Origin of the sequence: Cylindrospermopsis curvispora GIHE-G1, assembly GCF_014489415.1 — a bacterium.
GTDB classification, from domain to species: domain Bacteria; phylum Cyanobacteriota; class Cyanobacteriia; order Cyanobacteriales; family Nostocaceae; genus Raphidiopsis; species Raphidiopsis curvispora_A.
In genome coordinates this window covers 1,270,571-1,284,529 of sequence record NZ_CP060822.1, presented here as the reverse complement: position 1 = coordinate 1,284,529, position 13,959 = coordinate 1,270,571, and the positions used below count along the sequence as shown (strand labels likewise).

Below are 13,959 nucleotides of genomic sequence, written 5' to 3'. Positions count from 1 at the left end.
GAATTTAAAGAAAGAATTTACAATTAGTATAGTAATAAGTCTCAAGAATATTAACTTAGACTAGATGTTTAAAAGCCTAGTAATTTACAGCAGATTCTTTCGTTATGAAGTACATCATAGCCCCTCATCGCTTGCGGGATGGGGCGCGGGGTGCGGTTATTGTACCTCATGACAGTGGAAAGTGCTGTATCAATACATTGAGAGTTAAAAAGATCTGTATTAGAAGAATAGGGTTTTAGGACTAAACCTTTAATGAGATAATGATTATATTAAAACGGCAAGTTGTGATTCAATAGAGAAGAACACGGAAGATGCAGATAACTAAGATAAAAAGGAAGATAGAAATGATTACATTGATTTACCGACAGAATTGGACGAGAATTTTAATTCTGGCTTTTTTCTCGCTCATGACCTGGTTGAATTTCACTCCCCCAGATATTACTCCTACAGCTATAGCTCTGGGTGGTAAATTACCCCCTGTTAATCAGCTCGCACCTACTTTTACTCTACCCACAAATACGGGGGATGGGAAGATTTCTTTGGCTGATTTTAGAGGTCACTGGGTGGTTTTATACTTCTACCCTAAGGATTTTACCTCTGGTTGTACTATTGAAGCACGACGCTTTCAACAGGATTTGCCCAAGTATCTGGAAAAAAATACTAGGATTGTTGGTGTGAGTGCGGACAGTGTGGACTCCCATGCTAAATTTTGTGACTCCCAGGGATTAAAATTCCCTCTGTTAGCTGATACTGATGGTGCAGTTAGTAAAGCATACGGATCCTGGATTGGTTTTTTCTCCATGCGTCATACTTTTATTATTGACCCACAGGGTACTCTCAGAGAAATTTTTCTGGGAGTTAATCCTAATGTTCACAGTCAAGAAGTTTTGGCACGTTTGGTAGAATTACAGAAAACATCTCTAGAACTGTCTTTAAATGAATCATGATGTCTTTCTTGTCCCTCCAGGAAAGAAAATCTCCTTGGGGGACTATGACCCCAGCTACAAGGCTGAATTTCATCAAAAAGTTGATGCTGTTAAAAAATTAAGAGCGGGTATCAAAGAACTGGCTAGATATCAAGATGTTCTCTATGCCCAAAATACTTATGCTCTCCTCATTATCTTTCAAGCTATGGATGCTGCTGGAAAGGATAGCACCATTAAACACGTTATGTCTGGTGTAAATCCCCAAGGGTGTCAGGTGTTTAGTTTTAAAGCACCTAGTGATGAAGAGTTGGATCATGATTACCTATGGCGATCTACTAGGTGTTTGCCAGAACGAGGTAGGATTGGTATATTTAACCGTTCTTATTATGAGGAATTATTGGTAGTAAGAGTACATCCAGAAATCCTCGCTAGACAACAACTTCATCATTTTCCCCAGGGTAATCAACTCTGGAAACAGCGGTTTGAGGAAATCAACAATTTTGAAAAGTACCTGGTTAATAATGGTATTGTTATTCTCAAGTTCTTTCTCCATATCTCACCACAGGAACAGAAAAAACGCTTTCTCCAAAGAATTGAATCCCCAGCTAAACATTGGAAGTTTTCTGCAAGTGATGTTCGAGAACGCGCTTTTTGGCATGATTATATGATTGCCTATGAGGATGTATTTAACCACACTAGTACTAAATACGCCCCTTGGTATATCATCCCCGCAGATAGAAAATGGTTTACAAGGCTAGTGGTGTCGGAGATTATCTGTGATAAACTAAAAGAACTAGACTTGCAATATCCAATTGTTAGTGAAGAACATCAGCAACAACTTCTACAAGCTAAAAAGCTTCTTGAAAGTGAAGACATCACTAACTTCCACCCTAGAACGAGCGATCGCATTTCCTAAGAGCGATCGCCAGGAATAGAAAACTAACCAAGTCAGTTTTAAGGTGTTTTTTCCGCCATTAATAACTGACGAATTAATCTGGCCATAGCTTTTTGGGTAAAGCGACCAGCAATTTGCTGACCTAAATGATGGACTTTGGGATTCACCAAAATCTCCATTAATTGGGGAGCAAGTTTGCTAGGATCAAAACCTCTGGTTTGTTGTAAAATGCCTACAATTCGCTGAATATGTTCTAGTGTCTGTTGTTGTTCAACTGTTGCACCAGCTACTTCATTAACTGCTGTCAAACCGAATTTTTGTCTAAGTAAAGAGGTGAAGTTATGGAGAACATTTTTACCCACTGCATCTAGTCCATTGACAACCTCATCCACCAATTTATCGCGAATAAATCCACCACGCTGGGAAGATAAAAATTCCACAGTTTGATTCATGACTAAATTCAAGTCATAGTCCTGATTATTACGGGCATTTTTTAACAAGTTCTCTAAACGATTCCAGCGAAATTTGCCATCTTTAAATAGTAGATCTTGTAGGGATGCTCGCAATTCTTCCGATGGGTCAGTTAATAGTCTTTTGGAAACATAGGGATAAGCTTCACTCAGAACTTTGAAGTTTGGATCAATATAAATGGCAATCCCTTCTAAAGTAACTAAGGAACGAATAATCAAAGCATAATAAGGAGGTACTCTAAAAGGATACTCATACATTAACTGCGATAAATCATCCGTGATACTTTTAATATTTAGTTCAGCTACGCTTGCACCCTGAGCATTAGCAAAAACTCTGGCAAATGCAGGAACTATTGGTGTTAAATCCGTATCCGGAGTGAGAAACTCCAGTTTAACATAGTCTTTTGCTAAAGAGTCAAAGTCCCGATTAACAACATGAACGATGGCCTCAATTAAACCATAACGCTGGGGTGGTTTAACCTCACTCATCATCCCAAAGTCTAAATAGGCTAGCTTACCATCAAAGGTGGCTAATAAGTTACCAGGGTGAGGATCTGCATGAAAAAATCCATGTTCTAGTAATTGTCTGAGGGAACACTGTACTCCTATTTCTATTAGATAACGCGCATTGATGCCTAGGGTCTCAATTTCTTGTGGTTGGGTCAGTTTAATCCCATTAATCCACTCCATTGTTAATACACGCCGGTTGGTATATTCCCAGTAGATTTTAGGTACGTAAATATCTGGGAGGTGTCCATACAATTCAAAAAAGCGTTCAGCATTTTCCCCTTCCCGGATATAGTCCATTTCCTCAAAAATGCGACTACCTAATTCGTCCAAAATTCCCACTAGGTCACTTCTGACCCGTTTCACATTTTTTTGCACCCAACCAGCTAAAATTCTTAGAATATATAGATCAATGGTGATTCTTTCTCGCAAATCTGGACGCTGAACTTTGATTGCTACTTCTTCCCCAGTTTTCAGTCTACCTTTATAAACCTGTCCTAGGGAAGCTGCTGCAATCGGTTGGGGTGATATTTCACTGTATATATCTTCCGGTAAACCACCTAACTCTTCTTTGATAAATTGGTATGCTATCTCATTGGGAAATGCTGGTAGTTGATCTTGTAATTTAGTTAGCTCTTCTAAATATATGGGAGGAACTAAATCTGGTCTAGTGGATAGAGCTTGTCCTATTTTAATATACGCAGGCCCAAGTTTTGTTAGCAATTCTCGCAGTTGAATCGCTATGGGGCGGTGGTTTTCCACAACTATCCCTCGCCTTTTATCCCACCATAAGGCAAAAATTAAGGATAATACAGGTACCATTACTGCTAATATTCGCTGTAAAACTTGTCCTAGTTTATCTTGGTAATGTGCTGCAATCTGTTGAGGATCATAGTATAATTGTTCTGGCTCGGCTTCAGCCAGGACTTTTGGTTGATGGTGTGTTCTTGATCTGGTTGTACTAATCATTAAGCTTTTATTAGTGTTCTTGGGTGTTTAATTGTGGACAATTCCCTTTCAGAACTGTCCTTGGTACCATGTCAACAAGCTATAAAATAGGGTTTGTTAACTATTGTAACGATATGTTGCTCTTTTGTCACATAATTGGTGAGGAGAGTTTATAACCGAGGTAAAAGTTTGGGAATCAGATTGCCGGGAATTTTAGAGAGGGCTAGATTTTGCCCCTGAATACCTAGCTCATGATGGAAAGTGCGAATTATTTTCACAATTTGGTTAAATGTTTCCTGATAAGGTTGTGTATTTTCTTCTAAACCATTGAGAGTTTTTAAAAAATAATCTAGGGATGTTTGTAAATGATAGGAAACAATTTCTTTATCACCTTTAAAATGTGAATCGGTTATGAGTTGATAGTGAGCTAGTGCTAGGTTATTTTGTGTCCCCAAGACATCAAAACTCAAATCTTTTTGCTCGAAAGAGTTGGCTATAGTCAAGGTATTTTCGTAGGTCTCAATAGATAATTTTAGTAAATTTTGGCGATTTTCTCCTTTCATATGTGGTAGATTGCTCAATTGCCAATAGGCAGTTCCTAAATTGTTACGGGTGACTGCACAACCAATGGGAATATTCTCTGGAGTCCTATATTTTAAGGCTTCTTGGTAAAAATCTATTGCTAATTGTAAATTCTTTTCTGGTGTTTCATAGTGGGATAAGTTCCAATAAGCAGTGCCAATATTATTTTGAATCATTCCATACTTAATAGGATCCTTTTCCGCTTGATAATGACTTAGGGCTGAACTATAAGCGGAAATCGCTTGTTTAAGATTTTTTTCTGGTTCACTATGTTGCGCTAGATGCCAATAAGCAGTACCTAAATTATTTTGACAGGAAGCATATTTATGAGAATCCATTTCTTCCTTGCGATAATTCAATGTTTCCTTATATGCTTTTATTGCTGCTTGCCAGTTTTCTAAGGGCTGATAAAATTTTGCCAGGTCACCATAAGCTGTGGCTAAGTTATTTTGCACTCGAGCATAGATCTCTGGCTGACTATCACATTCAATCATCTTTAAAACTAATTGGTAAAACTCTAAGGACTGTTCTATATATGTTTGTGCCTCCTGGCTGCTTACGGATGTACGATGTAGCATCCAATATAGAGTACCTAAATCATTTAAAGTATCTGGCACTAAAGGTGAAGTTTCATCATAACTGAGAGATTCCTGGTAGGCGATAATTGCTACCATTAAATTGTCTAGATTTGCATCTCCCTGTTCAATGCGCAGGCGATATAAAGTTCCTAGGTTGTGGTAGGCCTGAGCAATTTCTTCTTGGGAGTCTTGGGTGAGGTTAATTGTTAATTTCTCAATTTCCCATAGTAGTTGTTTAATTTGCCAATTAGTATCTCTATCCTCATCAATATTTGGGTTGAATGTTTTAGGAATTAGGGAAATTAACTCCTGATTAATATGTGAAAAAGATGAAAGTTTAGGAATATTAAGAACAAACGGAACTATTTGATTCTCCCTCTCTGTAGTTTCCTTAGTTTCATTGTCCAAAGATTTTCCATTATCTTTACCAGGTTGATAGTTGAATACGGTTGATTCCTCAACTACAGATGAGTCTAATTTTTCTAATCTGACACTTCTCAATTCAGAAGAATTCTGTGGATAATTAGGATTTTCTATACCTCCTGTTGGCTCTCCCTCAAAAATAAATACGCCTGTTCTATATTGCCAAAATTGCGGAGCTGATTGTTGAATCGCATACAACCAAGGACGGGTAACCCAAAATAATAAGTTGGAATCTACAATTGAAGTGCTTTGCTTCTTGCTAAAGTATTCTTCGCTCAGTTTTAAATTATGTAAGAATAACCTCTGTACTGCTATTGACTGTTTGGTCAACTGCTCTACCCCCACAATTTGAAATGCTGGGATTGGTAAAACCTTACCCGGTGAGTCTTGTGATTTCCCAACTCTTGGTGGTGGGTAATTCCCTAACCACTGGTTAATTTGAGCTATGGGATTGGGATCATTTAGGTTTAATCTCACGGTTACTAATCGAGGATAAGCTGGAGTGCTAATTCCTTGTTTTTCTCCAACAGGGTACAGCACCTGTTCTACTGGATAAGCCAAATTAGAATGTAGTTTGCTGGCTACCTGATTCCTAATATTTATATTATCACATACTGCAAAAAATATTTGACGTCGTAGGGATACGCTTAATGCTAATCTTAAACGTCTATATACTTGCCGATTTAAAGTAAAAATATCCGTAGTGGGATTTTCATTCACATTCATACTGGCTATAACAGCCTAAATAGGGGTGCTTGAAAAGGTATTTCGCCCAAGAGAGGGAATGATTCATTGGTCTTTCCCTACCATTAACCTGTTTTTTGATAATTTAGCATAGTAAGCGTACTTATTTATATTTAAAGTCTCTTTAATTCTATCAAAGAATAAAAAAATCAGGTTCCCCCTAAGATGAGAACCTGATGGTCAGGGATATTAAGTTTTATGAATTTTATCAGCTGCTTAGGTTTTAGAAAGATGGTTTTCTAACTGGCATTTGACACTGCGAAGGCAATAAAAACTACGCCAACTATTAAAAGTGCTCCGAGTCCGCCTAAAATTACATAATTCAGTTTTTGTTTACCCGTTGGAGGTTCAGCTTCATAAACCTTGGGTTCCTGGGCAAAATTGTTGAGTCGACCGCCCTCTTCTGTTGTGTATGGCATGAAATGATTCCTTGTTACAGTTCTTTATTTGGGATTACATAATATTATAATTTCAATTGACATTTTTCCATAAAACTTTACATGAGGTTACCTTGTATTATGTTGTTGGGAGTAATAGCTCAGCTTATAAGTCTTACTGAGCTATTTACACCGCTAGGTTAGTCGAGAAAACCCATTAATAGTCCAGAATCATCAATTTCATTTGACGCTATGGGACGATTGCCAAAAACCGAGTAGTTCTCTGAAATTACTAAGGAGCTGGAGCCAACAGGACGAATTCCGGATAGGTTAATACTATTGACAACAGTAAACGTATTGGCACCAATAGGGCGGATACCTAGTGCATTGTAAGTTTCCACTACTTGTAAGGTGCTGGTGCTAATAGGACGCAAACCAGCAATGGAGACTGTTCCAGCTATCTGCAATCCACTGCTACCAATGGGACGTTCCCCAGCTATGACAATTGTTCCTTGACCAGTCTGCTCTGTATTACTTTGTTGATTTTCTTCCACTTTTTTATCTCCCTTAGGATATTAACAGAATCCAAGTAGGCGCTTATAAACTAAATTCATCCACTGTGTTAAGTGAATTTTACAATAGTTAAGGAAAAGTATTTTTTTCCTCATATACTAAAGTTTACCCCGAAACAGCTACAATATAATTATCTTGTTCCGCTCAGATTATGGCCCAATTTACTCTCCAAGCTCCTTTTTCCCCCACCGGAGATCAACCCCAGGCGATCGCTCAAATGATTAAGAACATTGAAGGGAAACAGCGGTATCAAACTTTACTGGGTGCGACGGGAACGGGAAAGACGTTTTCTATTGCAGCAGTGATAGAAAAGGTGGGCAAACCTACCCTAGTGCTGGCCCATAATAAGACCCTGGCGGCCCAGTTGTGTAATGAGCTGAGGGAGTTTTTTCCCCATAACGCGGTGGAGTATTTTGTCAGTTATTACGACTATTATCAACCGGAAGCCTATATTCCTGTTACCGATACATATATAGAGAAAACATCAGCCATTAATAGTGAAATAGATATGCTGAGACATTCTGCGACCCGATCTTTGTTTGAGAGGGAAGACGTGATAGTTGTGGCATCTATTAGTTGCATATATGGTTTAGGTATGCCTGCTGAATATTTAAAAGCAGCAATAACTTTAGAAATAGGAATGGAGATAGATCCCAGAGAGGTAATAAGGAAATTAATCTCCGTGCAGTATAGTCGTAACGACATAGAAATTGGACGAGGTAAATTCCGAGTTCGTGGGGATGTGATAGAAATTGGGCCTGCGTACGAAGATAGAATTGTGAGAGTGGAATTTTTTGGTGATGACATAGATGCCATACGTTATGTGGATCCGGTGAATGGAGAAATTATGAGTAGTTTAGAAAGGATAAGTATTTATCCTGCACGTCACTTTGTCACCCCAAAAGAGAGATTAGAAATTGCCTGTGTAGAGATTGCTGATGAGTTAAAAGCATATAAATTAAAATTGGAAGAATTAGGAAAATTAGTTGAGGCACAAAGAATAGATCAACGGACTCGTTATGATATAGAACTGTTAAGAGAAGTAGGATATTGTAACGGCGTAGAAAATTACTCCCGTTATTTAGCGGGGAGACAAGCAGGAGAACCTCCAGAATGTTTAATTGATTATTTTCCCCAGGATTGGTTATTAGTAATTGACGAGTCTCATGTTACCGTTCCCCAGATTCGGGGGATGTATAATGGTGATCAAGCCAGGAAAAAAGTTTTAATTGACCATGGTTTTCGGTTGCCTAGTGCGGGGGATAATCGTCCTTTAAAAGCTGAGGAATTTTGGCAAAAAGTGTCTCAGTGTATTTTTGTTTCAGCCACTCCAGGCGATTGGGAAATAGAAGTTTCGGGGAAGAATATAGTAGAGCAGATTATCCGACCTACAGGAGTGTTAGATCCACAAATTTACGTTCGTCCCACAGCTGGACAGGTGGATAATTTGTTGGGAGAAATTCACGAGAGAGTGGATAATAATGAACGGGTGTTAATTACTACCTTGACTAAGAGAATGGCAGAAGATTTAACTGAATATTTAGAAAATAGATCCGTTCGGGTGAGATACTTACATTCAGAAATTAATTCCATTCAGAGGATTGAAATTTTACAAGATTTGAGAAATGGCAGTTTTGATGTTTTAGTAGGTGTCAACTTATTAAGAGAAGGTTTAGATTTGCCAGAGGTTTCTCTTGTGGTAATTATGGATGCAGATAAAGAGGGTTTCTTACGTGCAGAACGCTCCTTAATTCAAACCATTGGTCGTGCAGCACGTCATCTGCGCGGTAAGGTAATTATGTATGCTGATAATTTGACTGGTAGTATGATCAAAGCCATTGAAGAAACTGATAGAAGAAGGGGAATTCAAATGGCCTATAATCAAATACATAAAATTACCCCCCAACCAGTTTTTAAAAAATCTGGTAACTCTATTCTCTCCTTTTTAGATGTTTCGCGGCGGTTAAATGCCAATGATTTAAACCTGGTGGATGAACAATGGCATAATTTGAATTTGGAGGAGATTCCACAACTGATTACTACCCTGGAAAAACAAATGCACGATGCTGCTAAAAAGATGGAGTTTGAACACGCTGCCAAACTGCGCGATCGCATTAAGTCCTTGAGAGATCAAATACTGGGTAGGTGAACGGTTACCCGATTTGCACCTGATATGAGATAATTGCTCAAGCTATGGGAAAATAATCAATCTAAATCAATCTAAACTGCTGAGGAACCAAACAATGGGATATGTCATTGCAACTGCAAATATGAAGGGAGGAGTAGGTAAAACTACGGTGACTGTTAATTTGGCAACTTGCTTGGCTAAACATCATGGTAAAAAGGTGCTGGTTCTTGATTTAGATAGTCAAATCAGTGCGACCTTGAGTCTAATGTCACCGGGAGATTTTGCCAAACGTCGTAAACAAAGAAAAACCCTGAGATATTTATTAGATGAGGTAATTAATCCCGACCCTCAACCTGAATACAAAATTCATGATGTCATTGAGCCCGAATTGTGCAAGCTACCAAGTTTGAGTCTCTTACCAGGAGACATTGACTTATATGATGAATTTGTAGTTTCTGAAATGTTACACAATCAAGCTGTAGCTCTGGAAGAACGAGATTTTGAAACTATTTGGAATCGTTTTGAAAGGGTCTTAGTTAGGGATATTTTAAAACCTGTTCGTGACCAATATGATTTTATTCTTTTAGATTGTGCTCCTGGTTATAACCTCATGACTCGTAGTGCTTTGGCCACTAGCGATTTTTATTTGCTCCCCGCTAAACCTGAACCTCTTTCTGTGGTCGGTATTCAATTGTTGGAAAGACGTATTGCTAAGTTGAAGGATAGTCATGAACATGAGGCCAAAATCAATATCCAAATGCTGGGTATTGTCTTTAGCATGTGTAATACCAATATGTTAACTGGTAGATATTATAAACAAGTCATGCACCGAATTGTGGAAGATTTTGGTGTAGAAACTATTTGTCAAGCACAAATACCTGTTGATGTGAATGTGGCTAAGGCAGTTGATAGCTTTATGCCTGTAACCTTGTTGAATCCTGGTTCATCTGGATCTAAGGCTTTTATTCACTTAACTGAAGAGCTGTTACGCCGTCTGTAACTACACAGGTTATGGGCTATTGTAGTTTAATGCCTAAAACCTGAGTATAAGCACCTCTAGCTTGGGTTACACCTATTGTTCTTTGGGCAGACTCTATCATAGGACGACGCAAGCTGACCACAATAAACTGTGCTTGTTCTGCTTGTTGTTTAATCATTTTTGCCAATCTTTCAACATTAGCTCCATCTAAGAACATATCCACTTCGTCAAAGGCATAAAATGGCGATGGGCGATAACGTTGGAGGGAAAAAATAAAACTGAGCGCTGTCAATGACTTCTCTCCTCCGGACATAGAGGCTAAACGCTGCACAGGTTTACCCTTGGGATGGGCAATCAGGTTTAAACTGCTATTAGAAGGATCCTCCGGATTATCAAGTTGTAAGTATCCATCCCCATCTGATAGGGTGGCAAAAATTGATTGAAAATTCTCGTTGACTGCATCAAAAGCTTCTTTAAATGCAATTTGACGTAGTGTAGTAAAGTTCTCAATCCTTAATAACAGTTCTGTTCTCTCTGCTTGTAGAGTATTTAGCTTCTCTGTTAGCTCTTTTACTCTTCCCTCAACTACTTCATAGTCAGTTAATGCCAACATATTAACCGGTTCCATTAACTGTAATCTTCTACCCAAACTGCGCAGCTCCTTTTGTAAATCTTCCAAGTCCACCTTATCAGGTACTTCTGGTACAGGATTGGGCAATTCTGTTCCCAGGGTTTGCAGTTGACCGTGTAATTCGGTTAACTGTTCGCGTCGTTTTTCTTGAGTCTGTTGCAGTTTTTCAATTTCCCATTGTAATTTTTGCTGAGATAGGATCATATTCCTTAATTCTTGCTCTGTCCTATCTCTTTTCCTTTTCTCCTCACCTAGATTCTCGTCAATTTCCGTTAATCTGGATTGGATATGGATAATTTCTTGAGTTAGTTCCTCAACTTGATGGTTAACTGCGGACTGTTGATTAGTTAGTGTGATCTGGTCACCCTCATATTCCCCAACTCGCATTTGGGCGTCTCTAATTTTCTCTTCTAACCGCTGTTGTTGATTCCCCAAGTTTTGCAGTGTCTGCTCCACCTCCCTGACAGTGTTGTCTTTTTGTTGTAATTGTTGCTCCCAACTTCTAATGGTAGTTTGGATTTCTTGCCATTCCCTAGGGGTTTGGGAAGCTTCCAATTCCGCCAGATTATGTCGTAATTGTTGCAATTGTTCTTCTTGAGTTGGCAGTTCCCGATCTAAAATCTCTAACCGGGTTTGAGCATAATTGACTTTCTCCATATTTTGATGGAATTGTAACCGGGTAGTTTCCACTTGTCCATGTAAGTTATGGACTTCTTTTTTGAGCTGCTCTAAATACAAATGTTGCTCTCTACGTCCTTGTCTAGCTTCTGTTAATTCTAATCCCAGTTGTTTGCTGCGAGAGCTTAAAGTGAATATAGCTTCCGCACAACGTTCTAAAACCCTATCAATATCTGCCAATCTTGTTCTTAAATTAATGAGTTCCTCCGATTCCTTACCCTGTCCAGTATCGAACTTTAAACCAGAGCGTTGAGTGTGACTACCACCTGTCATCGCACCGCTAGTTTCTAGTAATTCCCCTCCCAGGGTGACGATTCGATATAGTCCTAATTGGTTTCTGGCCTGTTCCAAAGTTTTGAAAACCACCGTATTACCAAAAACATATTTAAATACCTCCTGATAGCAGTCGTCACATTCTACCAGGTTCATGGCATATTCGACAAAACCATCAACATAACGAAGAGTTAAGTCAGGAGTAAATTTAGAAGCTTTTATTTTATTTAAAGGTAAAAATGTAGCCCTACCGGCACGTTTTTGTTTTAACAATTCAATTCCTGCTGAAGCCACACGTTCATCTTCCACCACAATATGACCTAGTCTTGCACCTGCAGCAGTTTCTAGAGCTAAATGATAGCGGGAATCAACCTTACCCAATTCCACTACTAGCCCACATAATCCTGGCAAACCGGACTGAATAATGACCTTACTGGCTTGAGTTCCTTGTACTTCTTGTTGTGCTTGAGTTTGGGCCTCCAGTTTATCCAAAAGTCTTTGTTTTTCCCGCTGTTCTTGTAACAGTCGCTTTTGAGTATCCTGTTGGACTTGTAATTCTTGCTCTGCAGCTGCTAGGTTAGTTGCCAGGTTCTCAATCGGTGTGGTAGAACTATAGAACTCAAGGGTTAATTCTTGGTATTCCGCTTGTTTTTCAGCTAATTGTGGTTCTAAAATACTCAAAAGCTCCGATTGTTCCTGAATGAGTTCCCGTAACTGAAAATTTCTCTCTCTTAATTGGGCTTGTTCTGTTCTTTGAGGTTCTACGGTTTGTAGCAAAGTCTCAATTTGACGGTTGAGAGATGATTGTTGTTGCACCCAATAATCGGAAGCAGCAGCAATTTCCGCTGCAACTTGACGGTGGGATTCCAACTGGGATCTTGTTTGTTCCCGTTCCTGTTGCTGCTGGCTTAAAGTTGAACTCTCCAAAGAGTATTCTTGTTGATTTTGTTGCAAAACAGCCTGGTATTCTTCTATTTCCCCTTGGGTCTGATGGAGTTTTTTGATTGTCTCTTGTAAATGAGATGCTATTTCATTTTGTCGTCTATATAGTTGTTTACGTTCAGCTTCTTGATTAGCAAGGGTAGATTGAACTGCTAAAAGCTGATCTTCCCCTAGAGATTTAACAAGGATATTCAGTTGGTCCAATTGGCTATTTTGGTCTTGGATGTTTTGATTAGTTTGAGTTAAACTCCCAGTCAGTTGATTAGATGTTGCATCTCCAGCTTGAATATCCCTAGCCAATTGTTCCTGTTTGCACTGGAGAGAGCGCCAAGTCAAAACCAATTCCCATGACTGTTTCTCTTGCAACTCTTTTTTAATTTGCTGGTATTTCTCTGCTTTTAGCTTATCTTGGTATAGACGATCTCGCTGTGCAATTAACTCACTTTCAATAATTCTACAGCTGTCTTCTTTTTCTTTAACTTCTTCTAGAGTCCCTTTTGCCTGGTTAATTTTTCTGTCATAGGCTGCAACACCAGCTAATTCATCAATAATTTCTCTTCTTTCTTTTCCGTTCATGGAGATAATGCTGGTGACATCACCCTGTAACACCACATTATAACCCTCAGGGTAAATTCTTAATCTTTCTAACTCCTCATGTAATTCTGTGAGAGTACAAGAACCGCCATTGATGTAATAGTTAGAAGTGTAACTACCCTGGGAATTAACCCGTAAACGTCGAGTCACACTCCATTCTGTTAATCTGGAAGACTTATTTTCTTGTCCATTTATCTGTATAACCTCTTCTTCTGGAGGTGACACCATATCAGAGATGTCAAAGGTGACGGTTACAATGGCTTCAATAGAATTTCGCCCTTTAGCAGTTTGATTGTTGTTGACTAGATCAGGTAGTTTATCAGCACGCATTCCCTTAGAGCTGGATAGTCCTAAGCAAAATAGTAAAGCGTCCAGAATATTGGATTTACCTGAACCGTTAGGACCAGAAATGACAGTACATCCCGGTAGCAAGGGGACAGAAGTTGTACCACCGAAGGATTTAAAATTAGTAAGTTCAACCCGCTTAATATGCACCATTATTTAGGTGTAACTCAACTGGTTTTAATAGGAGTATTTGACCACCACACAATTTTAACAGACGTGCCTAAATTTGGGAAGAGATGTCACAGAAGACCAAGTTAAGTCTCCTGGGTTTTTTAGTTTAACCTTCTCCACCTCCCTGGAGAAAGATGCAAATCCATCATAGAAGCAGTTGAAATGAACGTATCTTCTCCGCTGTTTTCTTTCAAC

9 protein-coding genes are annotated in these 13,959 nt (G+C 38.9%); 4 read left to right on the top strand and 5 right to left on the bottom strand.

What is annotated here, in order from left to right; translation table 11 throughout:
- The first annotated feature begins 344 nt into the window (after nt 1–344).
- Both IAR63_RS05990 and IAR63_RS05985 read left to right on the top strand, forming a co-directional pair.
- Nucleotides 345–947 carry a peroxiredoxin gene (locus IAR63_RS05990; RefSeq protein WP_407927151.1) on the top strand — a complete coding sequence of 201 codons (603 nt, stop codon included), beginning with the start codon at nt 345–347 and terminating at the stop codon, nt 945–947.
- Nucleotides 937–1,842 (top strand): polyphosphate kinase 2 family protein, encoded by a 906-nt coding sequence (locus IAR63_RS05985; RefSeq protein WP_187706936.1) that lies wholly within the window; start codon nt 937–939, stop codon nt 1,840–1,842. The genes IAR63_RS05990 and IAR63_RS05985 overlap by 11 nt, the downstream gene beginning before the upstream one ends.
- Nucleotides 1,843–1,880: 38 nt before the next feature.
- On the opposite strand, the gene IAR63_RS05980 is transcribed toward IAR63_RS05985, so the two are convergent.
- From IAR63_RS05980 to IAR63_RS05965, 4 genes are all read right to left on the bottom strand, one after another.
- A complete protein-coding gene (locus IAR63_RS05980) occupies nt 1,881–3,767 on the bottom strand; it encodes an ABC1 kinase family protein (protein ID WP_057178880.1) in 1,887 nt (628 codons plus the stop codon).
- Between the two features lie 149 nt (nt 3,768–3,916).
- Nucleotides 3,917–6,055 (bottom strand): tetratricopeptide repeat protein, encoded by a 2,139-nt coding sequence (locus IAR63_RS05975; RefSeq protein WP_187706935.1) that lies wholly within the window; start codon nt 6,053–6,055, stop codon nt 3,917–3,919.
- Between the two features lie 257 nt (nt 6,056–6,312).
- Nucleotides 6,313–6,492, bottom strand: coding sequence for a photosystem II assembly protein Psb34 (psb34, locus tag IAR63_RS05970; RefSeq protein WP_187706934.1), 180 nt, complete (start codon nt 6,490–6,492; stop codon nt 6,313–6,315).
- A 158-nt stretch (nt 6,493–6,650) separates the two neighbouring features.
- The gene (locus tag IAR63_RS05965; RefSeq protein WP_057178877.1) at nt 6,651–7,004 is read right to left on the bottom strand and encodes a hypothetical protein; all 354 of its coding nucleotides are present in this window, start codon (nt 7,002–7,004) and stop codon (nt 6,651–6,653) included.
- A gap of 170 nt (nt 7,005–7,174) precedes the next feature.
- Here IAR63_RS05965 and uvrB point away from each other — a divergent pair, with 170 nt between their 5' ends.
- Nucleotides 7,175–9,172 (top strand): excinuclease ABC subunit UvrB, encoded by a 1,998-nt coding sequence (uvrB, locus tag IAR63_RS05960; protein WP_235678365.1) that lies wholly within the window; start codon nt 7,175–7,177, stop codon nt 9,170–9,172.
- 94 nt (nt 9,173–9,266) lie between these two features.
- Entirely contained in the window at nt 9,267–10,151 is an 885-nt protein-coding gene (locus IAR63_RS05955; protein WP_096544429.1) for a ParA family protein, read from the top strand.
- A 16-nt stretch (nt 10,152–10,167) separates the two neighbouring features.
- Here the strand turns inward: IAR63_RS05955 and smc are convergent, their stop codons facing one another.
- Complete coding sequence (gene smc / locus IAR63_RS05950; protein WP_187706933.1) at nt 10,168–13,746, bottom strand: chromosome segregation protein SMC; 3,579 nt, start codon at nt 13,744–13,746, stop codon at nt 10,168–10,170.
- Between the last annotated feature and the right edge of the window lie 213 nt (nt 13,747–13,959).

Excerpts from the sequence above, each read along its gene's own strand:
- IAR63_RS05990 (WP_407927151.1), top strand. The coding sequence starts at position 345 with ATGATTACATTGATTTACCGACAGAATTGGACGAGAATTTTAATTCTG.
- IAR63_RS05985 (WP_187706936.1), top strand. The coding sequence starts at position 937 with ATGAATCATGATGTCTTTCTTGTCCCTCCAGGAAAGAAAATCTCCTTG.
- IAR63_RS05980 (WP_057178880.1), bottom strand. The coding sequence starts at position 3,767 with ATGATTAGTACAACCAGATCAAGAACACACCATCAACCAAAAGTCCTG.
- IAR63_RS05975 (WP_187706935.1), bottom strand. The coding sequence starts at position 6,055 with ATGAATGTGAATGAAAATCCCACTACGGATATTTTTACTTTAAATCGG.
- psb34 (WP_187706934.1), bottom strand. The coding sequence starts at position 6,492 with ATGCCATACACAACAGAAGAGGGCGGTCGACTCAACAATTTTGCCCAG.
- uvrB (WP_235678365.1), top strand. The coding sequence starts at position 7,175 with ATGGCCCAATTTACTCTCCAAGCTCCTTTTTCCCCCACCGGAGATCAA.
- IAR63_RS05955 (WP_096544429.1), top strand. The coding sequence starts at position 9,267 with ATGGGATATGTCATTGCAACTGCAAATATGAAGGGAGGAGTAGGTAAA.
- smc (WP_187706933.1), bottom strand. The coding sequence starts at position 13,746 with ATGGTGCATATTAAGCGGGTTGAACTTACTAATTTTAAATCCTTCGGT.